Here is a 23,544-nt window from a genome sequence, read left to right as displayed (position 1 = left end):
AAACCTGACCTTGCGGTCAGGTTTTTTTTTACTTGCGGATTCAACGGTTAAGCTGAAACAGTGATAACTGTGTTATCTGACTGAAGGTTTTATAGCTGGCCTGTAATGCGGTCTGCTGCATCACATAGCGGGAAATCGATTCTGTGATATCGATATCCGTCAGCTGGCTAAGCTGATCACTCAGGATCACCTGCCGGTTCTGACGCTGATCCCCCAGGGTATCCAGTTCGGCAAGCTGCGTCCCTATTTCGGACCGGACACTCAGCACATTGTTCAGTGAATTATGCAGACCCCGGTTAACTTTGCCCATGGTCTCCTCAAACTGTTTCAGAACCTCATCACCCTGTCCACCCTGAGGCGTCTTAAGCGCCGTTATTGCCTCATCCAGCAGAGTAAAGACATTGGTTTCACTGGCCGACCCATCCGGCTCCGGAATGGCATTGCCGGTATGCGACATAAATACACTATCCCCCGGATGTCCGATGGTCATTGTGCGCTGGGCATCCACCTGCTGTGTAATGGCCTGGTCGCCCCCCTGATAAGTCACACCGTCATCACCACTGACAAACGGCGGCTGCTGAGTCTTGTAACCGGCAAAAATATACCGGCCATTACTGTCCTGTGTATTTGCCAGATTCACCAATTGATCACGGATATTCTGCAACTGGGTGGCAATCACCGCACGGTCATCATCATTCAGTGTCCCGGTGGTTCCGTAAATAATCTGTGTTAACGCCGACTGAAGATTATCACTCACATTCCCCAGCGCATTTTCTTCATTGCTTAAAGACTGGCCGGCGAAAGATTGTGCCATGGCATACTGTGCATCTTTGGTCTGCGTTTGTAAGATATTCAGCGCCTGAGAGGCCGCGATAGGGTCATCGGAGGGCTTTGTTACGCGTTTCCCTGTGGAGACCTGCATACCACTGGCGAGCCAGGCCGACTGGGACTTGCTGATACTTTGCATCTGTAACGAAAAGATTAGGTTTGTACTGAGTCTCATAAACACTCCAACATCGTCACAGTGACATTAGTTCCTGATATTGATAATGGCATCAAACAGCTCACCGGCAGTTTGCAGCACCCGGGTATTGGCAATGTAATATTGCTGATACTGAGTCAGTAATGAATACTCTTCATCCAGATTCACGCCGGATACCGACTGCTGACGCTGGGTTAACTGATCCACCACCTGCTGTCCGGTCTGACAGCGTCCTTCCAGGCTGCTGGTCTCATTACCCACAAAACTGACCAGTGAGCCATACGCCTCGGTCAGCGTGGATCCTCCCACGATGGGACTGTCCTGGAGTGCCAGCATCGCCTGTGCATTCCGGTTATCACTGGCCCCGCCGGGTTCTGCAGCTGCCGCTATCTGAGACCCGTCGGTGAGCGCCACATCAAATCCACGGGCCGCGCCGGCCAGCGGCCTTACCAGGAATGAATCCTTTTCTGCGGGATCACCGTTCACCGTGATATCAAGACCATCGATATTGAGATGAGTTTTCCCGTCGGCAGAAGTGACTTCCGGCATCAGGACCTGGTTATCCGATAAACGGGTCACAGTCCAGCGCCCCTGCTCCCATGAGACACGATAGTCGGAGGCTTTCAGTGCACTGCTGTCTGTGAAGGAGGCATCCAGCGTCGTATCTGACGTATTATTACTGTTACGGTATGTCTCCGGCTGTCCCATCGTAAAGAAATCGGTCCCCGGGTCGCCGTTACTGTCATACCCCTGATGTTGTACGATGTTCATCTGACTGGCGAAGGCGACGGTGAGTTGCCCCAGGCGGTTCTGCACGCTATCGAGATCCTCCCGCCGGAAAGCCAGTCCCCCCGACAGTGACCCGGAGGTAAACATTTTATCCGGTAAGCCGATGTCCCCGGCCAGCTTATCGGTATATCCCGGGATAAGACGGCCCGGATCCTCAGCGGAAGGCACCGCCTTCATTTCGGTACTCTGATTACCGTTGACCAGAGTCAGTCCGTTAGGTAAGGAAACCACCATGCTGTTGTCCTGCATACTGACATTCACCGCGGTGATATTATTCAGTTCGCTGACCAGCTGGTCCCTCTGATCCAGCAGGTTATTCGGGGCCTGACCGGTGGCTGAAAGTTTGGCGATTTGCTCATTCAGCGCCGCTATCTGAGAGGTATATTTATTTATGGCACTGACAGAGTCTTTTATCTGATTATTGACGGACGCTTGCTGATTATCCAGATATTGCTGGAAGGTTCTTATCTGTCCGGCCAGAGATTTGGCATCACTTAACAATGCCTGCCTGGCTGCCGGGTCTTCCGCATTATCAACCACATTCTGAATATTTTTAAAAAACTGCTGTAAGGCGTCCGACAGATCATTACCGTCCATCGTCAGCATGTTATCGATACCGGAGATCTGCGTAAACTGACTGTTCGCCGCACTGTTCTTCGCGCTGGCTTCCATTAACTGACGGCTGATCAGTTCATCGTATTGCCGCTGAACCCCGTCGACCCTGACACCGTTACCGTACCAGGCATTTCCGGACTGAGTACTGCCCGCCTGAGACATTAACAGGAGTTGCCGGTTATAGCCGGCCACTGTGTAGTTACTGATATTAAGGCTGGTGATCATCAGTGCAGATTGCGCTGCATTCAGCCCGCTCATGGCAGAGTTAATCAGACCGGACATAGTTGTCTCCGTAATTGTGCTGCCGGAGGCCAGGGATGGCCTTCCGGTCAGAGTGTTTCAGGATGCTTTAGGGTGTTATCGGTAATGTCGCGGCAATTCTTGAGAGGTGCTCAGAATAAATTGCTGAGATCTGCACTGACGGCTTGCACTGACATTGTTTGCAACTGACGGATCACCGTGATCAGTTTTTTTGCGTAGGCCGGGTCAGAGGCATATCCCGCCTTCTGTAATGCGTGTGCGGCTGATTCTGCCGTCACGGCACCGGTCACCGCGCGGTAACGGGGGTTTTCTGTAATAAGCCGGGCGTAATCTTCCAGCGCTTCGCGATAGGAGTGATAAACCCTGAAACTGTCACGCCGTTTTTCGGGTATCCCCTGATGATATTCGGTCGTCATGATCGCCGTGGTTTCTCCCTGCCAATGCGCGCCGGCTTTGATCCCGAACAGGTTAAAACTGGGCTGACCATCACGACGCAGGATTTGCCGCTGTCCCCAGCCGGATTCCAGCGCCGCCTGAGCCAGAATCAACTGGTGAGGGATACCACTGCGGGCACTGATTTGCTGTGCCGGTTGCCGGATACGGTTCAGAAACGACGTCATAGCTGCCGTCGGCTGCGGTAACGCCGGGATCACCTGGCGTAATGTGTCACGCAGTACCGCCGCCGGCGGCTGCACTGGCACGCGTAACGGCCCGAGGGGCATCGGACGGGTCCCTGCCTGTTCATCCGGTGCCACCGCGGGCTGCATTTGCTGTGCAATGAGTTTTGCCAGCCCCAACCCCAGACCCCGTTCGCCGTTTTGCCGGGCAATCTGCTCGTCATACAACGAGGTAAACAGCCGGCTCGGGGAACTGCCGGATAGCGTATCCCCCGGCAGGGTCTGTCGCATACTTTTCAGCATCATCTGCAGAAACACCCCTTCGAGCTGGCGGGCAACGGCCATCGACTGCTGACGCGGATGACGCGCGGCTTCACGTTTAAGCTTATCCAGTGAATGACTGTCAAAAGCCAGCGCCCCGGTGTCCTGTGTGATTTTCATCAGATGATCTCCAGCTTTGCCCGCAGACACCCGGCAGATTCCATGGCCTGCAGAATTGACATCAGCTCAATCGGTGTCGCGCCCAGAGTATTCAGGGCACGAACCACATTATTCAGGCTGGCGCTGGCCTTCACATGTTGTAATGTTCCGCCCTGCTGCCGCATATCTATTTGCGTTTCCGGGCTGACCACCGTCTGACCGCCGGCCAGCGGCGTATCCGGCTGGCTCACCCGGTCCTGGCGGTTAATGGTCACCGACAGATTCCCCTGGGCAACGGCACAGGTGCCAAGGATCACTTCCCGGTTCATCACCACCGACCCGGTACGGGAATTGATAATGACCCTGGCATCTTCCACTGGCACGGAGACTTTCAGATTCTGTATTGCTGCCAGCAGGCTGACCTGTGAGGCATGGGACGCCGACGCTTTGATTTTAACGGCACTGCCATCTTCCGCAGAAGCTGCCGGGTAACCTGCATACCGATTAATGGCATCCGATATGCGCTGCGCCACGGTAAAATCGACATCATTCAGTTCCAGCACCAGTTCATTACGGGTGCCGAAATCTGTCGGCAGTTCCCGTTCCACAATAGCCCCACCGGTGATCCGTCCGCCGTTAAGCTGATTGACCTGGACACTGCTGCCGCCGGCACTGGCCCCCGCCCCGCCGACCAGAATGTTGCCCTGGGCCAGCGCATAGACCTGATTATCCACGCCTTTTAGCGGAGTCATCAGCAATGTCCCGCCACGCAGACTTTTTGCATTTCCCATTGAGGAAACGACGACATCTATATTTTTCCCCTGATGGGCAAACGGAGGCAGCGTCGCTGTTACCATCACGGCAGCGACATTTTTCAGCTGGATATTGGTCCCGCCGGGCACGGTGATCCCTAATTGAGAGAGCATATTACTCATGGTCTGGGTGGTGAACGGGGTCTGGGTCGTCTGATCCCCGGTACCGTCCAGTCCGACCACCAGCCCGTAACCGATTAACTGGTTATCGCGGACGCCCTGAACCGTGGTCAGATCTCTGATACGTTCGGCATGAACGCTTAAAGAAAGAGAGCAAGCTAACAGTAAGCCGCTTAGCAGGCGCATCATTACAGGCATTTACTGGCCTCTTACATAGGTGAGATAGTCAGGAAAAAGCGTTGCAGCCAGCCCATCTGCTGGGCTTCATTGATATAGCCGTTACCCACATACTCAATCCGGGCATCGGCCACCGAGGTTGACACCACCGAGTTACTGGCGGTGATGGTACGCGGGTTGACTACCCCGGAGAAACGGATAAATTCAGTGCCCTGATTGATGGCGATCTGTTTTTCACCCACGACTTTCAGGTTACTGTTAGCCAGCACCTTTTCTACGGTGACCGTAATGGTCCCGGTAAAGGTATTATTCGCGGTCGCGCCTCCCTTACCATTGAAGTCATTCCCGCCGCTGCCATCAAAGTTCGTTTTATCGCCCCCCAGCAGACCGCTCAGGAGACGCGGAGTGGCAGATAGCCCAAAATTACTGCTGGCTTTACGGCTGGCATTGCTTGAAGAACTCTTACTGGCACTGACATTTTCCTGCAATACAATCGTCAGCGTATCGCCGATATTTCTCGGTCGTCTGTCCTCGAACAGGGGCTGATACCCGTAACTGAGCGGGGCGACGCCCTGAAAAATGGAGCCGTCTGCCGAGGGTGCCCCGGCCGCCGGAGGCTCTGCACTGGTTGCGCCTTTGACTAACGGTGTCCGGGGGATCAACGTACAACCTTCGGTCAGCAGCAGAAGTGCCGGGAGGATGCCACGGTAAAGTGCCGATCTCACCACAGTGTTACCTCCGTTTCTCAGACAAAAAACGGCCGATCACTGCCGGCCGGTAAGCGATGCCGGTCATAGCTGGGTCAGTCGCTGCAACATCTGATCGGACGTACTGATCGCCTTACTGTTAATTTCATAGGCCCGTTGCGTCTGGATCATCGTGACCAGTTCTTCCGCGACATTCACGTTGGAGGTCTCCACATACCCCTGATACAGCAGGCCGGCCCCGTTTTGCCCGGGGGTACTCTCGGTCGGCGCGCCGGAGGCCTGGGTTTCCTGATAGAGGTTTTCCCCCTGACTTGCCAGGCCCGCATCATTGATAAAGGTATTCAGGGTCAGCTGCCCCACCTGCGCGGCCTGGGTCTGCCCCGGTTGTGTGACACTGACCACACCGTCCCGGGACACGGTAATACTCAAGGCATTCGGCGGGATGGTGATCCCGGGCTGTACCTGAAAACCGGCGTTATTCACCAGTTGCCCGTTCTGATCGACCTGGAATGAACCGTCGCGGGTGTAGGCCGAACTGCCGTCCGGTAACAGCACCTGAAAATAGCCCTGACCATTAATCGCGATATCTTTCGAATTATCGGTTTTCGAGAGATTGCCCTGGCTATGCAGACGCTCGGTCGTGACCGGTCTGACGCCGGTCCCTATCTGTAACCCGGAAGGCAGCGTGTCCTGCTCCGAAGACTGCGTTCCTGGCTGACGTAAGGTCTGATACAGCAAATCTTCAAAGACCGCCCGTGAGCGTTTAAAGCCATTGGTACTGACGTTTGCCAGGTTGTTGGATATGACATCCATATTGGTCTGCTGAGCATCCAGACCGGTCTTAGCTATCCATAAAGAACGTATCATTGCTTTTCTGTTCCCCTTAGCTGGTGAATGACAGCAGCTGATTCGCTTTCTGTTCATTCTGGTCGACACTGCTGATTTCTTTCATCTGCATTTCGAAACGGCGGGCATTGCTGATCATCTCCACCATGGCGGTGACCGGATTCACATTGCTGCCTTCCAGCGCGCCGGGCATCACTTTCAGAGTCACATCTGCAGGTAGTACCGCACCCTGTTGTTGTGCGAGGCCGGGCGAAGGACGGAAAAATCCGTCATCCCCGCGTTGCAGCATTTTTCCGTCAGCCCTGACCAGTTTCAGCCTGGCGACCTGAACCGTGGCATTCGGCTGATCCCCCGGGTTGAGCGCCGTAATCGACCCATCGGTCGCGATAGTCAGACGGGCATTCTGAGGCAAAGCGATGGGACCATCCTCCCCGATGACCGGATGCCCGCTGATCGTCAGCATGCCCTGTGAATCGAGCTGCATATTCCCGTTACGGGTGTACGCTTCACTGCCATCGGCAAGCCGGACCGCCAGCCAGCCGGCAGGCTCCACAGCCACATCCAGCGGACGGTCAGTGTTATCCTGTTTTCCGGCAGACATATCGGCCCCCGGGGTGGACGCTGCCACCAGTGTCCGGGTCGGTAACGATAAGCCGTCGACCGGTACGGCCCGTAACGCCGACAGCTGGGCCTTAAAGCCGGGCGTGGAGACATTGGCGAGGTTGGCGGTGGTGATCGCCTGCGTCATCAGCGTCTGGCTGGCTCCCCCCATGGCGGTATAAATCGCATGATCCATGACGTTAAGCCCTTAATTACCGTAGATTGACCAGCGTATTGAGGATCTGATCCTGGGTTTTGATGGTCTGGGCATTGGATTGATAGTTACGCTGTGCAACGATCATATTGACCAGTTCTTTACTCAGGTCGACATTAGAGGCTTCGAGTGCGCCGGCGGTCATCGACCCCAGATTTCCGGTGTTCGCCAGGCCGATTAATGGCTGACCCGAGGCGCTGGTTTCAGCCCAGACATTGTCTCCCTGGGGTTGCAGCCCTTCCGGGTTAGCAAAGTTCGACAGGACAATTTGCCCCAGCAGTTGTGTTTTCTGATTGGAATACGCACCGGTGATGGTACCGTCATCATTGATCATATAACCGGTCAGTACGCCGGGGGCGAATCCGTCCTGGATCGGGTTACCGAAGGTAGAGGTGCCGGTATTTTGCTGCATACTGTTCAGCATACTCAGGCTGATCGATTGATCGGCAGCCGCCCCGTTGGCGCCCTGAATCACCAGCGTCTGCTGAGGGTCACTGGTCAGTACGCCGTTTTCATCAAATGTCATCTCAAAAGGATCACCGTCAATCCCGGTGGTGGAATCTCTCGGATTTACCGTCCACTTGTTATCCGCGTCTTTGACAAAATAGAGGTCCAGTTGATGAGCGTTCCCCTGGGAGTCAAATACCGTGATCGTGCTTTTCGCATTGAAACTGTCGACATTGGTCGGGTCAAACGGGGTGACTGACGGTATTTCATCGGTCGAGTTCAGATTCGCGGTCAGCGAGGCTTTGGTCGTGGCATTGGCCGGCATCTGAACGTCCGGAATAGTTAACGGCCCGGGGTTTGCGCCGGTCTGCACCACGGCGGGGATCCCGCTGGCCGGATACCCTGTCACATTCATCCCGGCAGTGTTCACCAGCTCGCGGTTAGCATTGAGCGAGAACTGACCGTTTCGTGAGTAATAGACATTCCCTGCCTGATCCGTCAGCCGGAAGAAGCCATTTCCGCTCAGTGCGACATCCAGCGCACGACCGGTTCCCGTTGTGGCACCGTCTCCAAAGTTCTGCAGTACCGCGGCGACTTTTGTCCCCAGCCCAATCTGTGAGGCGGCGAACATATCGGCAAAGGCTGCCGTGCTGGATTTAAAGCCTGAAGTCGCTGAGTTAGCGATATTATTCCCGATAACATCCAGATTTGCCGAAGCGGCGTTAAGCCCGCTGACGGCCTGAGAAAAAGACATAATGACTCCTGTGTCGGTTAAAGGATCTGACGGATCTGATCCAGTGTGGTCGTACCGTAATTACCTAAATCCAGCGTGGTCCCGTTGTCCCCCGGATTGACGCCATTCACCACGGCATAGCACAGGCTGGTGACATCGACCGGGGTATCCCCGTCGGTGGCCGTGAAACTCACGGTGTATTGTCCTGCCGGCACGGGATCCCCATCGTCGGTGGTACCGTCCCACTGAAAACTGTGTACCCCGGCAGTCATACTGCCGAGCTGCAGTGTGGCCACGGTGTTGCCGTCTTTGTCCTTAATGGTTGCCACAACATCCGAAGCACTGGCCGACGTCTCCAGCCCGAACGGGGTTGTCGTGGTGGTATCATCGCCCTCTTCCCCGGTTTTACCGGCCAGAATCACATCGCCCGGCACCATCACCCCATGGCCGATCAGCAGGGTATTTTGCATGGACTGACTGGTATTAATTTGTCCGGAAATGGAAGCCAGCGTCCCGTTTAACTTTTCGATACCACTCAGAGTATTGATTTGTGCCAGCTGAGACGTCAGCTGGCTGTTATCCATCGGATTCGTCGGGTCCTGATTCTTCAACTGAGCAATCAGCATGGTCATAAACTGATTCTGTAAATCCTCAGCGGACGTTCCGTCGCTGACCCCCGGACTCCCTGCCCGCTGCATCGAGGGCGAAGGCAAAATGCTGCCGACAGTGGCTGTGCTACTCATGGAACTCTCCGCTTACTGACCCAGGGTCAGTGTTTTCATCATCAGGCTTTTAACGGTATTCATCACTTCCACGTTGGCCTGGTAACTTCGTGACGCAGACAAGGTGTTAACGGTCTCGGCCACCACATCCACATTCGGCATACGGATATACCCGTTGCTGTCTGCCATCGGATCCCCCGGGGCATAACGCAACTTCATCGGTGAGGGATCATCGATGACCTGCGCCACATGCACCCCGCCAATACCGTTCTGCTGCACATTTTCAGGCCGGAAAATGACCTGTTTCGCACGGTATGGCTGGCCGTCCGGCCCGACCCGGCTTTCCGAGTTCGCCAGGTTACTGGCGCTGACATTCAGTCGCTGAGACTGTGCACTCAGCGCGGAGCCGGATATATCAAAAATACTCAGTAAGCTCATTGGCTTATCATCCTTGCATGACACTCATCATTTGTTTAATCCTGGCGGATAACAGAGTGAGATCGGTCTGATACCGGACACTGTTATCTGCAAACTGCACCCTTTCCCGGTCCATATCGACGGTATTACCGTCTGCTGCAGGCTGGTCCGGCACCCGGTACAGCAGGTGAGGCAATATCACCGGCCGGGCCACCGCCGGGATATGCTGACCCGCAGTCAGTGTCAGCGATAACGCAGGTTCAGCGGCCCGCCCCCGCGTAAGGGCCCGGGTCAGCTGAGCTGAGAAATCAATATCCCGTGCCTGATACCCCGGGGTATCCGCATTGGCAATATTCGACGCCAGCACCTTCTGCCGCAGCTCACGCAGGTTAATCGCTTCTCTGGCAAATCCCATCTCCGCGTCCAGTCTGTCGGACATAACTGCTCTCCGTTTTCCCGGTAACATGCCTGTAGAATACGCGGACAGAGGGCAGCGAAATCGGTGGAATAGCCGGAAAAAACAGGGTTATTTTGCTGTTTGAAGACGGCCAGGGGTGTTTAGAATTAATTGAAATACCAGACTATTTCCCGGTCACGCCTATGAATAAGAGCCTGATACTCTTTCTGATACTGTTATCCATCGGTGCATGGGCGGATACCCTGCCACAGCAGGTGACACAATTCTTCCGCCAGCGTGATCCGCTCTATGCCAGCCAGACAGAAGTGACCGTCCGTACCCCGGCCGGACAGTGGCCGGACTGCCCTGCGCCGGAATTTTCATTGCCCGGTAATAGCCGGCGTTGGGGAACCCTCACCCTTACGGCACAGTGCGGACGGTCAAGACATTTTCTGCAGGTTGTGGTGGCGGTCACCGGCACCTATTATGTGGCGCGCCAGAGGATCCCCCGGGGCAGCGAAGTCACTCTGGCACAACTCACTCCTTGTCAGGGCCGGCTGGACAGGTTACCGGCCCGGGTGCTGCTGGACATATCCTCCGCGCTGCCGGCCATTGCCTTACAAAATCTCAGTCCGGGAAAAGTGATACTGACCAGTCTGCTGCGTAAACCCTGGCGGGTACGCAATGGCGATAATGTGCGGGTGATTGTTCAGGGACCTGGTTTCAGTGCCGCCACGGCAGGTAAGGCTCTGAATAACGCGGCTACCGGCGACCAGGTCCGGGTCCGTACCCCGGCAGGGCAACTGATCGTCGCGACCGTTGATGATCAGGGCGTGCTGCAGGCAGCAATAAATTAACGCGTGATACGCTAATGTTTTGTTATCGGTAGCCGATATAACGGATACCCCCCGGGACTCCGGGCGCTCTTTCGGCAGTGGAGAAGTCACTTATGAGTATTAATAAAACACACGCGGTATCCGCTATCCGGCCCGCTGAACCACAACTGATGCAACGCGGCCCTGCCAGGCACCTGAAGCCCGGTGCCAGTGAACAGCCCTCCGCGGCAACTCACTTTACCCTGAGCCAGGCAATGACGGCACTCCGGACTCACTCCGGTCAGGATATTCGTTCAGAAAAGGTCGATGCCCTGCGTGAATCCATAAGCAGCGGCACTTACCGCGCCGACAGCAGTAAAATTGCCGCCGGATTACTGCGAACCCTGAGTGCAAACGGCCCGGATGAAGACTGATTTCCGCCCTCCGCTGCCGGATATATTATCTGATATGCAGCAATTACTCGGCTCACTGAAAGAGATGATGCTGGCAGAACAGCAACAACTGATATCCGCCCACCCGGACAGTTACCGGCTACAGAACCTGGCAGAAGATAAACAGGCTGCACTGAACACGCTGGACTATCTCGATAAACAACGGATGAACGCAGGCACTGCGGCCGGTCTGCAGGCTCCGTATCTGCGGGAGAGTGCATTACACGCCCGCTGGCAGCAGATCCATCTGCGGGTGACGGAATTACAGCAAATGAATCAGCACACCGCACTATTACTCCAACAGCAAATGGACCGGACCGCACAGGCCCTGACTCTGCTTCATCCGTTGCAGACACAAGCACTGTATGGGCCGGATGGCCAGGGGCGATAACCGCAGGTCTCTTCGCCCGCCGGAATCCGATGCCGGCCAGCCAGTCCTCCCTGCTGACGAGCCTTCCGCCGGAGCATCCCCGCTGCCCGCGTGCAATCTGAACCGCCCCTGCGCTCAGTGGCCTGTCGGACCTCTCCCGGCCCCCCTGTTGCCCGCAACCATCATCGCAGACCTGGTGTAACCCTGTCAGCACCTTACCCGCCCGAAAAAATACAGCCGGCAAACGCGCACCGGAGACTGTCCCGGCCATCCCTCAACAGTAAGCTATGCACTGCATGGAGGTCCGTATTCCCGTCACCGGCGACTGCCCCGGCCAGGACGCTGCGGAGGACTAATCCGGCTCCAACTCCGGCCATCCCTCAACAGTAAGCTTTGCAGTACATGGAGAACCGTATTCCCGTCACCGGCGACTGACCCGGCCAGGACGCTGCGGAGGACTCATCCGGCCATCCCTTCAACAGTAAGCTATGCAGTGCATGGAGGTCCTGTTCCGCGGTCATCAGAGGCTGACCGGACAGACCGGGAGTGAACGTTCTAAGCCCTCTCCGCTATATGCAAACAGAACGGGGAGCGACGTGGTGAATAGATCTCAGGCGGAAGACAGGACGGACACCAGGAAGGGATACTACAGAGAAGAAATAAGATTGACTGCAAGCTGGCGGATGCCGCTACGGCCCACCCTGAGCAGGGTAAGCCGTAGCGCGGTGATGATAAGTTACTGAACACTGCGGCGGGAAAAGTCCCTCAGACGGAAGCCAAAAGCCGCCAGGCTGGCAAAGTAGGCAAAACCGCCCAGCGCACACACGCCCATCAGGCGTAAAATACGCCAGACCATTTTGCCTTCACCCCAGGAGGGCATAAAGTGCAGCACGGCGCATAACACCACCGCCATAATGATCACCGCAAGGATAAGCCGGCTCAGAAAACTGTACCAGCCGGGCTGAGGCTGGAAGAAGTTTTTCTTACGCAGTTGCCAGAACAGCAGTGAGGCATTCAGGCAGGCGGCCAGACCGATAGATAAAGATAATCCGGCATGCTTCAGTGGTCCGATAAACATCAGGTTCATTAACTGTGTGGATATCAGGGTAACGATGGCAATTTTTACCGGGGTTTTAATGTCCTGACGCGAATAGAATCCGGGAGCCAGCACTTTTACCACGATCACCCCGACCAGACCGACCGCATAAGCCACCAGTGCATGCTGGGTCATCAATGCATCAAAGGCGTTGAACTTACCATACTGAAAGAGAGCTGAGACCAACGGACCGGCCAGGATACCAATGGCCACCGAACTGGGGATGGCCAGTAACAGACACAGACGCAACCCCCAATCCATCAGATGCGAATACTCTTTTAAATTACCGCTGGAAAAACTGCGTGATAATGACGGCAGCAGGATAGTTCCCAGCGCGACGCCCAGCACTCCGGAAGGAAACTCCATCAGACGGTCAGCATAATACATCCAGGAGACCGACCCGGAGGCCAGGAAAGAAGCAAAGATCGTGTTAATGATCAGGGAAATCTGGCTGACCGAGACCCCGAGGATCGCCGGTCCCATCTGCCGTAAAACACGCCAGACCCCGGTATCCTGCAGATTGATCCGCGGCAGGACCAGCATCCCGATTTTACGTAAATGGGGTAACTGATACCCCAGTTGCAGCACGCCGCCGGCGACGATAGCCCAGGCCAGGGCCATGATGTGAGGATGGAACCAGGGCGTGGCGACCAATGCAAAGAAAATCATACTGATGTTCAGCAGCGTCGGGGCAAACGCAGGCACCGAAAAGCGGTTCCAGGTATTCAGGATGGCGCCCACCAGCGAAGCCAGTGAGATCAGCAGAATATAGGGAAACGTCACACGCAGCAGTGACGTGGTCAGCGCAAATTTATCGGCGGTATCCGCAAAGCCGGGAGCCGTAATATAGATAACCCAGGGGGCGGCCAGCATCCCCAGCAGAGTGACTACGGCCAGCACCAGCGTCAGCAGTCCGGAGATATAAGAGACAAAAATACGGGTCGCTTCCTCACCCTGCGTATTTTTATATTCGGCCAGGATAGGCACAAAGGCTTGCGAGAATGCGCCTTCAGCAAAGATACGTCTTAACAGATTTGGCAGTTTAAATGCCACAAAGAACGCATCCGTGGCCATGCCTGCACCAAAGACTCTGGCGACGATGGCATCCCGGGCAAACCCCAGGATACGGGAAAATAACGTCATTGAACTGACCTGAGCCAGTGATTTGAGCAAATTCATAGTGTGTCTGACATCCTGCTATTTTGACATTTATGTCCCTTCCGGGAGATAACTCTCCCGGTGTGCCGGCGTTAGTCTACTGCCCCGGATAAAAATGACCAGTACTGTTTGTTACAAGGCATGATTCAGCGGTACTTGTCCGCCGTACCCTCTTTCCAGGTCAGGGCGGTAAGCACATGATCTTCCCAGACCCCGTTAATCAGCAGGTATTCCCGGGCATAGCCTTCTTTTTCAAATCCCAGCCGCGCCAGCAGGTTACCACTGCGCTGATTACGGGGCATATAGTTAGCCATAATGCGATGAATTTTCTGCTGACGCTGCATATAGCGAAGAGTCGATTGTAATGCTTCCTGCATCAGTCCTTGCCCCTGCCAGTTTTCACCCAGCGAATACCCCAGATAACAGGCATGAAAACATCCGCGTACCACATTACTGAAATTGGCAACGCCCATGACTTCTTCGCTGGCGGGATCCGTCAGAATAAAATAATAAGCCGCTCCCTGTCGTTGCTGTTCAGCCATGATCGATAGCCGCGTCTGCCAGCCGGACGGCTGAAAGTAGCTTTGGTCCCGGATAGGCTCCCAGGGCAGAAGATAGTCACGGTTACCGGCATAATAGTCTGCCATCCGCCACGCATCACGCTCGTTAATCAGGCGTACAACCATGCGATCGGTGGTCAGACTCACCCGTGGTGCCATACTGCGATATCCGAACATAAACGCTCCCTAAAATAGATCCCCCGGAGAATAGCGCCATCACGCGTTGCTCCGTGCCGGTGGCGGTGTAAGCCTGCTATGTTAAACCCGTCAGGCGGTTTATCCCATTAAAAACGCATCACTTTATGTGGCGAAGGATATTTCAGGCTGTCGCCCGCAGTGATCGTTGCCACGGTCCGGTATCGCCGGGAATATCGGACCCGCTGAGATATACACCCCGGCCGGAGTCAGGCAGAATGCCGGAGTCCGCCTAATAACATTCCCGGTAAGTGAGGAAAAATGCGTAAGGTTATTCTGTTTGTACCGTTACTGATCAGTGTTCTGTTACTGAGTGCCTGTGACCATCTGGCCCGCTATACCATTACGGAACAGGAAGTGAATCAGGCGCTGCAGAAACATGACAATTATGAGAAAGATATCGGTGTGAACGGCCTCGCCACCGCACATATTACCCTGACGGACTTACAGTCTGCCATCGGTCGTGAAGAACCCGGTAAGATGACCCTCTCCGGGAAAGCCAGTCTGAAATTACAGTCGCTGTTTGGTCAGCAGAACGCCGATATTTTCCTGAAGATGAAAGCCCAACCGGTATATAACCCGGAGCAGGGAGCCATCTATCTGCAGGATCTGCAGGTGACTGACAGCCAGGTCCGGCCGGACAAACTGCAACAGGCGGTTAATGCGCTGATGCCGGTGCTGAACCAGTCACTGCAGGACTATTTCAGGACACATCCTGCGTATGTTCTGAATGCAGATCACAGTACCGGGGAAGCCATGGCGAAAAAACTGGCACAGGGGCTGGAAGTCAGGCCGGGTGAATTAGTGATTTCACTCACCCGTTAAGGCCAGGGCAGTCATTTCTGCTGACGGCATCAATCACGCGAAAAAACATGTGCATTCCGGCGCGGGGAGCTTTATCCTTACTCCCCGGTTAAATCCCACCTTTATTCATTGACGCCGGAGCCCGATGCATGACTCTTCACCCAGATACAATCACTTTACGCCGCCCCGATGACTGGCATATTCATTTACGTGACGATGAAATGCTCAATACCGTCCTGCCGTATACCAGTGATGTTTTTGCGCGGGCGATCGTCATGCCCAACCTGGTGCCCCCGGTCACGTCCGTTGCCGCCGCGAAAGCCTATCGTGAACGTATCCTGGCCGCGACGCCAGCGGCACATCGCTTTCAGCCCCTGATGACTTGCTATTTGACCGACTCTCTGGACCCGGACGAAATCGAGACAGGTTTCAAAGAGAAGGTCTTTACGGCGGCCAAGCTTTATCCGGCCCATGCGACCACCAATTCCAGCCACGGTGTTACCAGTGTTCAGCATATTGCGAAGGTGCTGGAGCGCATGCAGGCTATCGGTATGCCATTACTGATCCATGGTGAAGTGACCGACGCCCATATTGATATTTTTGATCGTGAAGCACAATTCATTGATCAGGTGCTAATCCCGCTCCGCCGCCAGTTTCCTGAGTTGCGGATTGTGATGGAACATATCACCACCCGGGATGCGGCCCAGTTTGTCAGCAGTGAAGAACATCATATCGCCGCGACTATCACGCCGCAGCACCTGATGTTTAACCGTAACCATATGCTCAGCGGCGGCATCCGTCCGCATCTGTACTGTCTGCCAATCCTGAAACGTAATGTCCATCAGGAAGCCCTGCGTCAGGTGGTGGCCAGCGGAGATAGCCGTTTCTTCCTCGGGACAGATACCGCACCTCACCTGCGCGGACGTAAAGAATCCTCCTGCGGTTGTGCAGGGGTCTTTAATGCCCCGACAGCACTGTCAGCCTATGCCACCGTGTTTGATGAACTCGGCGCTCTGCAGCACCTGGAAGCCTTCTGTTCACTGAATGGGCCGCAATTCTACGGCCTGCCGGTCAATACCGATACCGTCACACTGGTCCGCAAACCCTGGACCGTACCGGAGACCATTCCGGCCGGTGACGATGTGCTGGTGCCTTTCCTGGCCGGTGAAACACTGAACTGGACCGTAGAGGCCTGAGCAGTATCAGGGGTTGCATTTCCCGCCAAAGCACTGTAAATATATACAGCACAAAACAGCCATCACTTCGGCTGTTTTACCGGATATTTCAGTAACGATTAAGCGTGTCATACGCCGTGCCGGGTGTCGCCATCCGGCTTTTTTATTCGTCTCAGCAGTAACCATTCTCTGTCAGTTTCCTGAAGACTGTCCTGCTGCCCTTGGCGTAGCCCGGTGCTCAAATCCCGCTAAAAGGCAGGCAGTCTTGTGTTGCAGGCGACACACGACCGGCCCCGGTAAACCGGAGAGCTCCCTGAATATTTTCCTGTCATCATCTTTGCTGTCTCAAATTCGTCACCCTGAATATGCGTGTTTTGCACAGCCATGCTATACTGGATCCACCTTCATTCTGTTAAAGAAGGTCGGATGTAAACCTCAACCTACACGTAGTCTAACGAGTAATCAGGAGGTTTTATGGACAGAGAGAAAGATGTTATTCAGACCCATTCCCTGGTTGGCTGGGATATCAGTACCGTTGATGTCTATGATGCCATGATGATTCGCCTGCATTCTTTATCATCCATGCAGCAAAGTGAAGAAGATGCCGATGTCGGCCCGACGTACTGGCTGACGACAGATGTCGCCCGGCAATTTATTTCGATTCTGGAAGCGGGTATCGCCAAAATAGAATCTGCCGAAAACAGCTCATCCCTACCGCTCAAACATTAATCTCTCATCTGACAGGCACCCTGACGGGTGCCTGATGTCTGCGGCATCACGTGCCCGCCCCGGTAAATTCTTCGTCTGACGATGGCATTAACACCTGCATTACCCCGTTTTTTATTCTCCCCCCTGCTCTGCTATGCTGCGTTATCTGTCTTCATTCAGGAGCTCACAGGGAATGATTTATGATCTGATCATCGCCGGCAGCGGGTCTGCCGGTGCGGCGGCCGGTTATTATGCCAGCAAGGCCGGTTTAAAGGTGCTGATGGTGGATGCCTTTCATCCGCCTCATACAGAAGGTGCCCACCACGGAAAGAACCGGCTGATCCGTTATGCCTACGGAGAAGGTGAAAAATATGTCCCGCTGCTGCTGCGCAGCCGGCAGCTCTGGCAACAGTTTGAAGCCGATGCCGGTGTGCGGCTGCTTCATCCCTGCGGCGTGCTGAATGCAGGCCCGCAGGATTCTCAGTTTATGACCCGCCTGGCGGAAAGTGCTGAGCGCTGGTCACTGCAGGCTGAACCTCTGAGCCCGCAGGAAGTCACCCAACGCTGGCCGGAAATTACGTTGCCCGCGCATTTTGCGGCGGTTTTTGAACCGGAGGCCGGTTATCTGTCCAGTGAACTGGCCGTCGAACACTGGATCCGCCTCGCCCGTGAGCAGGGGGCAGCACAGCTGTTTAACTGCCCGGTCACCGGTATTTCCCGCGACGGCGACCTGCAACAGGTGGTCACCGGCGAGGGAACCTTCCGCGCAACCCGCTTGCTTATCAGCATGGGGAGCCGGGTCAACGATTTTGTGGCGTCTCTGCCGGTCATCCGGACGCGGAAAGTCTTTGCCTGGTTTCAGGCCGATGGCCGATATAGCGAGAATAATCACTTTCCGGGCTTCAGCATCGGTCTGGACGACGGCAGCCATTATTATGGATTTCCGGCGCAGGATAATGCATTGAAAGTGGGTCGTCATGACGGCGGACAGCCCGGAGTATCAGACAATAAGGCCTTCCCTTTCGGCAGCTATCCTGAAGACGGTAGCGAATGCTTCGCCTTCCTGCGCCACTGCCTGCCGGGCGTCGGCGGGTGTTTATACGGGGAAAGCTGCAGCTATGATAACTCCCCGGACGGCGATTTTATTATCGATACCCTGCCAGAGAATCCGGGCTGCCTGGTCATCACCGGCTTAAGCGGACATGGGTTTAAATTCGCCCCGCTGCTGGGTGAAATTGCGAGTGAATTCGCCCGACAGGGCACCCTGCCGGAGACATTACGCCCTTTCTCTCTTAGCCGCTTTACCGGCTGACCTGCCCGGGGGGTCACCTTTGCCGGGGCGGAGCCGCCGCCCCGGGACACCGTCATGATTTCTTTATAAAAGCGTAATATGACTGTCACCGTCGCTTAATAGCATCCCTGCTGCTTCTGTTCTTCGGATCCTATTAAGGTTATGCCCATGAAAAAGCCAGACAGTGAACACCCTGAAAATACAGAGAAATCCCCCGCCGCAGAAGGTTTGACGCCGGATAATCCGGCCCGCCGCCGTTTCCTGGCCGGCGCTTCTGTTCTTGGCCTCAGTTCCGGTATTCTGCCGCTGGCGAATGCAGCCACAGGGACGGAAAACTGCACGGATAACCGGCTCCTGCTGAGTCAACTGCCACGTAAAGCGCAGGATAGCTTACTGCGGAAACATATTCGTCATGTGGTGGTGATCTATGCAGAAAACCGCAGCTTTAATAACCTGTTTGCCAACTTCCCGGGCGTAAAACACCCGCTGTCTGCCCTGAAAGCGGAAGACATCCGGCAACGTGACCGTAACGGAGACGTTCTCAGTCATCTGCCCCCGGTCTGGAAAGGGCTGGTGCCCAATGAACAGACTGTCAATCATACCCGTTACCAGGTGCCGGAAAACGCTGACTATATGCAGCAGCTACCAAATCAGCCCTTTGCCCTGAAAGGCCCCGGCGGTGAAGCCCTGCCCCAGGGGGTGATCACCCGTGATTTGTGGCATGTGTTCTATCAGAATCAGATGCAAATCAACGGCGGTAAAAACGATAAATTCGTCGCCTGGGCAGATTCCGGGGCGCTGACCATGGGCTATTACGGGGACAGTGCCTGGAATATGCGGCTATGGAACCTGGCCCGCGAATACACGCTGTGTGATAACTTCTTCCAGGGAGCCTTTGGTGGATCCTTTCTTAATCACCAGTATCTGGTCGCGGCGCGGCCACCGGTCTATCCGGAGGTACACCAGTCTCCGGCCAAAGATCAGGTCGCCACACTGATGAGCGATGACCCGGCAGATCCGCGCCTGAAGCCACTGGAGGACTCACCCGCCAGCGCACTGGACGGTATCCCGCGATTCGGGCCCAGCCAGATCACCCCCGACGGGTTTGCCGTCAATACGATGTTACCCCCGTACTGGCCATCAGGCAGCCGTGATAAAGCGAACCCCGCACTGGCCGATCGCTCCTCGCCGAAAACATTGCCGCCACAGACCCACCCGCATATCGGTAATCTGTTGTCAGCCCGTAATATCGACTGGGCCTGGTATGCCGGCGGCTGGCAGTTTGCTATCGACGGTAAGAAGGACAGTAACGATTTCCCTGCCCGTCCGGATTTCCAGCTGCATCACCAGCCGTTAAACTATTTTGCAGATCTCGGTCCGGAACACCCTGAAAACCGCCGCCAGCATCTGCGTGACGGCGGCCTGGGTGATACGGCAGAGACCAATAAATTCCTGGCCGATGCCGAGGCGGGCAAACTGCCGCCGGTGACCTTCTATAAACCGCAGGGCAACCTGAATATGCATGCCGGCTATTCCGACGTCGAGTCCGGTGACCGTCACATCGCTCATATTGTTGACCGGCTGCAGCAAAGCCCGCAGTGGGAGAATACGCTGGTCGTGATCACCTTTGATGAAAATGGCGGCTGGTGGGATCACGTTGCTCCGCCGAAAGGCGATCGCTGGGGGCCCGGCACCCGAATTCCGGCACTGGTGATTTCGCCTTACGCGCGCAAAGGTTATGTGGATCATACCCAGTATGATACCGGGTCGATACTGCGACTGATCAGCCGTATTTACGATCTTCCGCAGTTACCTGGCCTGAAACAACGTGATGACGCTCTGGAGAAAAACGGGCATCCGCCGATGGGTGACCTGACCGGGGCTCTGGAATTCCCTGCCTGAGTTCTTCGGGGCACGGAGATAAAAAAGCCTGACATTGTCAGGCTTTTTTGGGTTATTCCCCGCCGTCTTTCACCGGCTGCGGAATGGTCATCCGTAACACGCCACGGGATTTATTAAAGATTTTGTTGCTGGTTTCACGGCCGGCACGGCGTAACCGCTGTTCTTCCGGCGGAAGCTGCGACTCTTCCATACACATCGGGCTGCAACAGCCATGATATTTTTCAGCACAGGCCGGACACTGGATAAATAGCAGGTGGCACCCGTCATTGATACAGTTCACATGAGTATCGCAGGACGTCCCGCACTGATGGCAATGCGCTAAAACATCGTCAGAGATCCGCTCGCCCATCCGTTCATCAAAGACGAAGTTTTTACCTTTAAAACGAACCGGTAAACCTTGCTCCCGTGCGCGACGGGTGTATTCGATGATCCCGCCTTCGATATGATAGACATTATCGAACCCACTGTGGCGCATCCAGGCACTGGCTTTTTCGCAGCGGATCCCGCCAGTGCAATACATCACAATTTTTTTGTCTTTCTGTTGTTCCAGCATTTCGACGGCCATCGGTAACTGGTCACGGAAGGTATCCGCAGGAATTTCCAGTGCATTGTCGAAGTGGCCGACTTCATACTCATAATGGTTACGCATATCCACGAAAACCGCATCCGGATCATCCAGCATCTGGTTGACCTCATCCGCTTTCAGATATTCGCCGACATCGGCGGCATCGAAGGTTTCATCTTCGATACCATCCGCCACAATGCGTTCCCGCACTTTAAGGCGTAACACCCAGAAGGATTTACCGTCATCATCCAGAGCAATATTCATGCGTAACTGATCCAGGGCCGGATCGAAATCATACAGTGCCTGCTTCATCGCTTCATAACGACTTTGCGGAACGCTGATTTGGGCATTAATCCCTTCACGGGCAACATAAATACGCCCGAAAACATTCATCGCTGTCAGCGTCTGGTAGAGCTTATCGCGAAAGGCCTGCGGGTCTTCAATTCGGAAATATTTATAAAATGAGACGGTGGTACGTGGCTCAGTTTCAGCGAGCATGCGCTCTTTGAGCTCTTTATTGGAAACAAGGTTGTGTAACACTGGCATGGTGTTCATTCCTGTGAGTTATACGAAATTCTGAAGGGGCAATATCATACCCGAATTATCCGCCCGGCAAAACGATAGCTCCGCAGTGTTTTCACTTTGCAGCATAAAAAGCAGAGTAAAATCACCGCAAACAGGATATAACATTTTAGATAATGTTAAAAAATGGCACAATAACAGGAAAATTGTAGAGAGGAACCTTCTCTGCCCGGGAAATGGAATGTGGGAAAACAATAAAATGACACAATTGCCTGAATTTAATCGCAGCCTTCTTCATCCCCGTTATTGGATCACATGGCTGGGTATCGGAATACTCTACCTGGTGGTTCTGTTGCCCTATCCGGTGCTTAATTTTCTGGGCACGAATCTGGGCCGGCTGTCGATGCGTTTTCTGAAAAGCCGCGTTGATATTGCACGTCGTAACCTTGAACTCTGTTTTCCTGACATGCCGGAGGCTGATCGTCAGGCGCTGTTAGTGCATAATTTTGAATCTGTCGGCATGGGACTGATGGAGACCGGTATGGCCTGGTTCTGGCCGGACTGGCGGATTAAAAAATGGTTTGCGGTGTCCGGACTTGAACATATAGATAAGGCGCTTCACGATAAGCGTGGCGTGTTACTGATCGGTATTCATTTTCTGACGCTTGAACTGGGTGCGCGTATTTTTGGGATCTACAACCCGGGTATCGGGGTTTACCGCCCTAATGATAACCGGCTGCTTGACTGGCTGCAGACCTACGGACGGATGCGCTCCAATAAATCGATGCTGGATCGTAAAGATATCAAAGGGATGATCCGTGCCCTGAAGAATAACGACATTATCTGGTATGCCCCGGATCATGATTACGGTCCGCGCGCCAGTGTGTTTGCCCCCCTGTTTGCCGTGGATAACGCGGCCACCACCCGTGGCAGCTATATGCTGATCCGCACCAGTCACCCTGCGGTGATCCCGTTTGTTCCGCGCCGTCTGCCCAACAGACGGGGGTATGAAATGGTGATTTTACCCGATGCCAGCGACGATATGCCGCTGAGTGATGAGCTGGCGACGGCTGCCCGTATGAATCAGATCGTCGAAGAAGGTATTCTGCTGGCTCCCGACCAGTATATGTGGCTGCACCGCCGCTTTAAGACCCGCCCTGAAGGGGAACCTTCGCTCTACTGAGTGCCCACAGCCCCGGCGTTTTTTCTGATCGCCGGGGCCAGTATTAATTTTTTCCCTCCCCTTTATCCCTGACTGATTTGATCTATGCTTTAGGTTCCTGCACACCTAACCGGAGCACTTATTATGGATCTTTACAGTACCTTGTCGGAAGCAATTGAAGCCGCACGCGAAACATTTCTGGCAAACTTTCCGGACTCTGACAGCGAACCGGATATCCGGCAGTTTTCACTACAAAAATACGTGATGCAGGAAGGCGAAACCCGCTGGCAGGCAGAGTTTTCGGGTGAAGAAGAGACAGAAACCGGCGAATGTCTGCCATTGCTGTTCGACGAAGCGGCACAGTCCGTCTGGTCCGGGGATTTTGACCCGCAGGAGCTGCTGCAGGAGTGGTCAGAGGAAGATACGCTGCATGAATGGGACGATGGCGAATTCCAGCTAAGCCCGCCGACCGATACTGAAGAAGGGCTACGTGCTGCCGAAGAGTGGACGGATGATGACAGTGAAGCTGAACGCTGGTAACCCCGGCGTTACCTTACTCAGTCATAACTGCCGTGTTTGGCGTCCACCGGCAACAATAGCGTGTCGACGATGAGGGATAACGGCAGGTCAAGTACCGTCAGATAACGCCACGCCCCCTCACGCATATCCCACTGAACGCCGGGATAATACTGGTGACCGTTTCCCTGACCGGGAACCGTCCGGCTGATAATGCTGCCGCATCCCGTCAGCATTATCATGCTGACGGTTAAGATTAAAAATTTCATTATTTCTGTCACCTGTACACGTTAACGGACCGATGCCTGGTCTGGCCTGTTTTGGCCCCTTTTATGGAAAAGGAACCCGCCGTTTTTGCCCTGTTTTTATTAACTCCC

The 23,544-nt window shown here is 54.7% G+C and carries 25 protein-coding genes; 10 read left to right on the top strand and 15 right to left on the bottom strand.

All coding sequences use genetic code 11. The features are described 5' to 3' along the window. Window positions 1-40: 40 nt before the first annotated feature. From flgL to flgB, 11 genes are all read right to left on the bottom strand, one after another. The gene (gene flgL / locus JK223_RS00505; protein ID WP_212712267.1) at window positions 41-1,003 is read right to left on the bottom strand and encodes a flagellar hook-associated protein FlgL; all 963 of its coding nucleotides are present in this window, start codon (window positions 1,001-1,003) and stop codon (window positions 41-43) included. Window positions 1,004-1,030: 27 nt separating this feature from the next. Further along, window positions 1,031-2,668: a flagellar hook-associated protein FlgK gene (gene flgK / locus JK223_RS00500; protein WP_212712266.1), complete on the bottom strand. Its 1,638-nt coding sequence runs from the start codon at window positions 2,666-2,668 to the stop codon at window positions 1,031-1,033. Window positions 2,669-2,778: 110 nt separating this feature from the next. Continuing rightward, window positions 2,779-3,705, bottom strand: coding sequence for a flagellar assembly peptidoglycan hydrolase FlgJ (gene flgJ, locus JK223_RS00495; protein WP_212712265.1), 927 nt, complete (start codon window positions 3,703-3,705; stop codon window positions 2,779-2,781). After that, window positions 3,705-4,805: a flagellar basal body P-ring protein FlgI gene (locus tag JK223_RS00490; RefSeq protein WP_212712629.1), complete on the bottom strand. Its 1,101-nt coding sequence runs from the start codon at window positions 4,803-4,805 to the stop codon at window positions 3,705-3,707. Before JK223_RS00490 ends, flgJ begins: the two co-directional genes overlap by 1 nt. 20 nt (window positions 4,806-4,825) lie before the next feature. Beyond that, window positions 4,826-5,521 (bottom strand): flagellar basal body L-ring protein FlgH, encoded by a 696-nt coding sequence (locus JK223_RS00485; protein ID WP_212712264.1) that lies wholly within the window; start codon window positions 5,519-5,521, stop codon window positions 4,826-4,828. Between the two features lie 63 nt (window positions 5,522-5,584). After that, a complete protein-coding gene (flgG, locus tag JK223_RS00480) occupies window positions 5,585-6,367 on the bottom strand; it encodes a flagellar basal-body rod protein FlgG (RefSeq protein ID WP_212712263.1) in 783 nt (260 codons plus the stop codon). A gap of 16 nt (window positions 6,368-6,383) precedes the next feature. Then, on the bottom strand, window positions 6,384-7,142 hold the full coding sequence (locus JK223_RS00475) for a flagellar basal body rod protein FlgF (protein WP_212712262.1): 759 nt from the start codon (window positions 7,140-7,142) through the stop codon (window positions 6,384-6,386). 16 nt (window positions 7,143-7,158) lie between these two features. Further along, complete coding sequence (gene flgE / locus JK223_RS00470; protein ID WP_212712261.1) at window positions 7,159-8,361, bottom strand: flagellar hook protein FlgE; 1,203 nt, start codon at window positions 8,359-8,361, stop codon at window positions 7,159-7,161. Between the two features lie 17 nt (window positions 8,362-8,378). Beyond that, a complete protein-coding gene (locus JK223_RS00465) occupies window positions 8,379-9,038 on the bottom strand; it encodes a flagellar hook assembly protein FlgD (protein ID WP_249213413.1) in 660 nt (219 codons plus the stop codon). Window positions 9,039-9,095: 57 nt separating this feature from the next. Beyond that, on the bottom strand, window positions 9,096-9,500 hold the full coding sequence (flgC, locus tag JK223_RS00460) for a flagellar basal body rod protein FlgC (RefSeq protein ID WP_212712259.1): 405 nt from the start codon (window positions 9,498-9,500) through the stop codon (window positions 9,096-9,098). A gap of 7 nt (window positions 9,501-9,507) precedes the next feature. Then, entirely contained in the window at window positions 9,508-9,918 is a 411-nt protein-coding gene (gene flgB, locus JK223_RS00455) for a flagellar basal body rod protein FlgB (RefSeq protein ID WP_212712258.1), read from the bottom strand. Between the two features lie 161 nt (window positions 9,919-10,079). Between flgB and flgA the strand changes: the two genes are divergently transcribed. The 3 genes from flgA to JK223_RS00440 all read left to right on the top strand — a co-directional run bounded on the left by flgA (window position 10,080) and on the right by JK223_RS00440 (window position 11,534). Next, window positions 10,080-10,733 (top strand): flagellar basal body P-ring formation chaperone FlgA, encoded by a 654-nt coding sequence (gene flgA / locus JK223_RS00450; RefSeq protein WP_212712257.1) that lies wholly within the window; start codon window positions 10,080-10,082, stop codon window positions 10,731-10,733. Between the two features lie 92 nt (window positions 10,734-10,825). Further along, window positions 10,826-11,125, top strand: a complete 300-nt coding sequence (gene flgM / locus JK223_RS00445) for a flagellar biosynthesis anti-sigma factor FlgM (RefSeq protein WP_212712256.1) — start codon at window positions 10,826-10,828, stop codon at window positions 11,123-11,125. Beyond that, window positions 11,115-11,534, top strand: coding sequence for a flagella synthesis protein FlgN (locus JK223_RS00440; protein WP_256437037.1), 420 nt, complete (start codon window positions 11,115-11,117; stop codon window positions 11,532-11,534). The genes flgM and JK223_RS00440 overlap by 11 nt, the downstream gene beginning before the upstream one ends. A gap of 715 nt (window positions 11,535-12,249) precedes the next feature. Here the strand turns inward: JK223_RS00440 and murJ are convergent. Together murJ and rimJ are read right to left on the bottom strand one after the other, a co-directional pair. After that, window positions 12,250-13,788 (bottom strand): murein biosynthesis integral membrane protein MurJ, encoded by a 1,539-nt coding sequence (murJ, locus tag JK223_RS00435; RefSeq protein WP_212712254.1) that lies wholly within the window; start codon window positions 13,786-13,788, stop codon window positions 12,250-12,252. Between the two features lie 125 nt (window positions 13,789-13,913). Continuing rightward, window positions 13,914-14,504, bottom strand: a complete 591-nt coding sequence (rimJ, locus tag JK223_RS00430; RefSeq protein ID WP_212712253.1) for a ribosomal protein S5-alanine N-acetyltransferase — start codon at window positions 14,502-14,504, stop codon at window positions 13,914-13,916. A gap of 279 nt (window positions 14,505-14,783) precedes the next feature. Here rimJ and JK223_RS00425 point away from each other — a divergent pair, with 279 nt between their 5' ends. From JK223_RS00425 to acpA, 5 genes are all read left to right on the top strand, one after another. Further along, entirely contained in the window at window positions 14,784-15,347 is a 564-nt protein-coding gene (locus JK223_RS00425; protein ID WP_212712252.1) for a lipoprotein, read from the top strand. Window positions 15,348-15,475: 128 nt separating this feature from the next. Further along, window positions 15,476-16,522 carry a dihydroorotase gene (pyrC, locus tag JK223_RS00420; RefSeq protein ID WP_212712251.1) on the top strand — a complete coding sequence of 349 codons (1,047 nt, stop codon included), beginning with the start codon at window positions 15,476-15,478 and terminating at the stop codon, window positions 16,520-16,522. Between the two features lie 453 nt (window positions 16,523-16,975). Continuing rightward, window positions 16,976-17,230 carry a biofilm formation regulator BssS gene (gene bssS / locus JK223_RS00415; RefSeq protein WP_212712250.1) on the top strand — a complete coding sequence of 85 codons (255 nt, stop codon included), beginning with the start codon at window positions 16,976-16,978 and terminating at the stop codon, window positions 17,228-17,230. Window positions 17,231-17,402: 172 nt separating this feature from the next. Further along, window positions 17,403-18,521, top strand: a complete 1,119-nt coding sequence (gene solA / locus JK223_RS00410; protein WP_212712249.1) for an N-methyl-L-tryptophan oxidase — start codon at window positions 17,403-17,405, stop codon at window positions 18,519-18,521. Window positions 18,522-18,668: 147 nt separating this feature from the next. Continuing rightward, on the top strand, window positions 18,669-20,402 hold the full coding sequence (acpA, locus tag JK223_RS00405; protein ID WP_212712248.1) for an acid phosphatase: 1,734 nt from the start codon (window positions 18,669-18,671) through the stop codon (window positions 20,400-20,402). A gap of 52 nt (window positions 20,403-20,454) precedes the next feature. On the opposite strand, the gene JK223_RS00400 is transcribed toward acpA, so the two are convergent. Then, window positions 20,455-21,513, bottom strand: a complete 1,059-nt coding sequence (locus JK223_RS00400) for a rhodanese-related sulfurtransferase (RefSeq protein WP_212712247.1) — start codon at window positions 21,511-21,513, stop codon at window positions 20,455-20,457. 235 nt (window positions 21,514-21,748) lie between these two features. Between JK223_RS00400 and JK223_RS00395 the strand changes: the two genes are divergently transcribed. Both JK223_RS00395 and JK223_RS00390 read left to right on the top strand, forming a co-directional pair. Then, the gene (locus JK223_RS00395) at window positions 21,749-22,672 is read left to right on the top strand and encodes a Kdo(2)-lipid IV(A) acyltransferase (RefSeq protein WP_212712628.1); all 924 of its coding nucleotides are present in this window, start codon (window positions 21,749-21,751) and stop codon (window positions 22,670-22,672) included. A 123-nt stretch (window positions 22,673-22,795) separates the two neighbouring features. Further along, window positions 22,796-23,191: a MysB family protein gene (locus tag JK223_RS00390; protein WP_212712246.1), complete on the top strand. Its 396-nt coding sequence runs from the start codon at window positions 22,796-22,798 to the stop codon at window positions 23,189-23,191. A 17-nt stretch (window positions 23,192-23,208) separates the two neighbouring features. Here JK223_RS00390 and JK223_RS00385 read toward each other — a convergent pair whose 3' ends face one another. Continuing rightward, entirely contained in the window at window positions 23,209-23,436 is a 228-nt protein-coding gene (locus tag JK223_RS00385) for a YceK/YidQ family lipoprotein (protein WP_212712245.1), read from the bottom strand. Between the last annotated feature and the right edge of the window lie 108 nt (window positions 23,437-23,544).

It is taken from the genome of Tatumella sp. JGM118 (genome assembly GCF_018257515.1).
In the GTDB taxonomy this organism is placed as follows: Bacteria; Pseudomonadota; Gammaproteobacteria; order Enterobacterales; family Enterobacteriaceae; genus Tatumella; species Tatumella terrea.
Note: the sequence above shows the minus strand (reverse complement) of the source record. Positions and strands in the feature narration are given on the sequence as shown.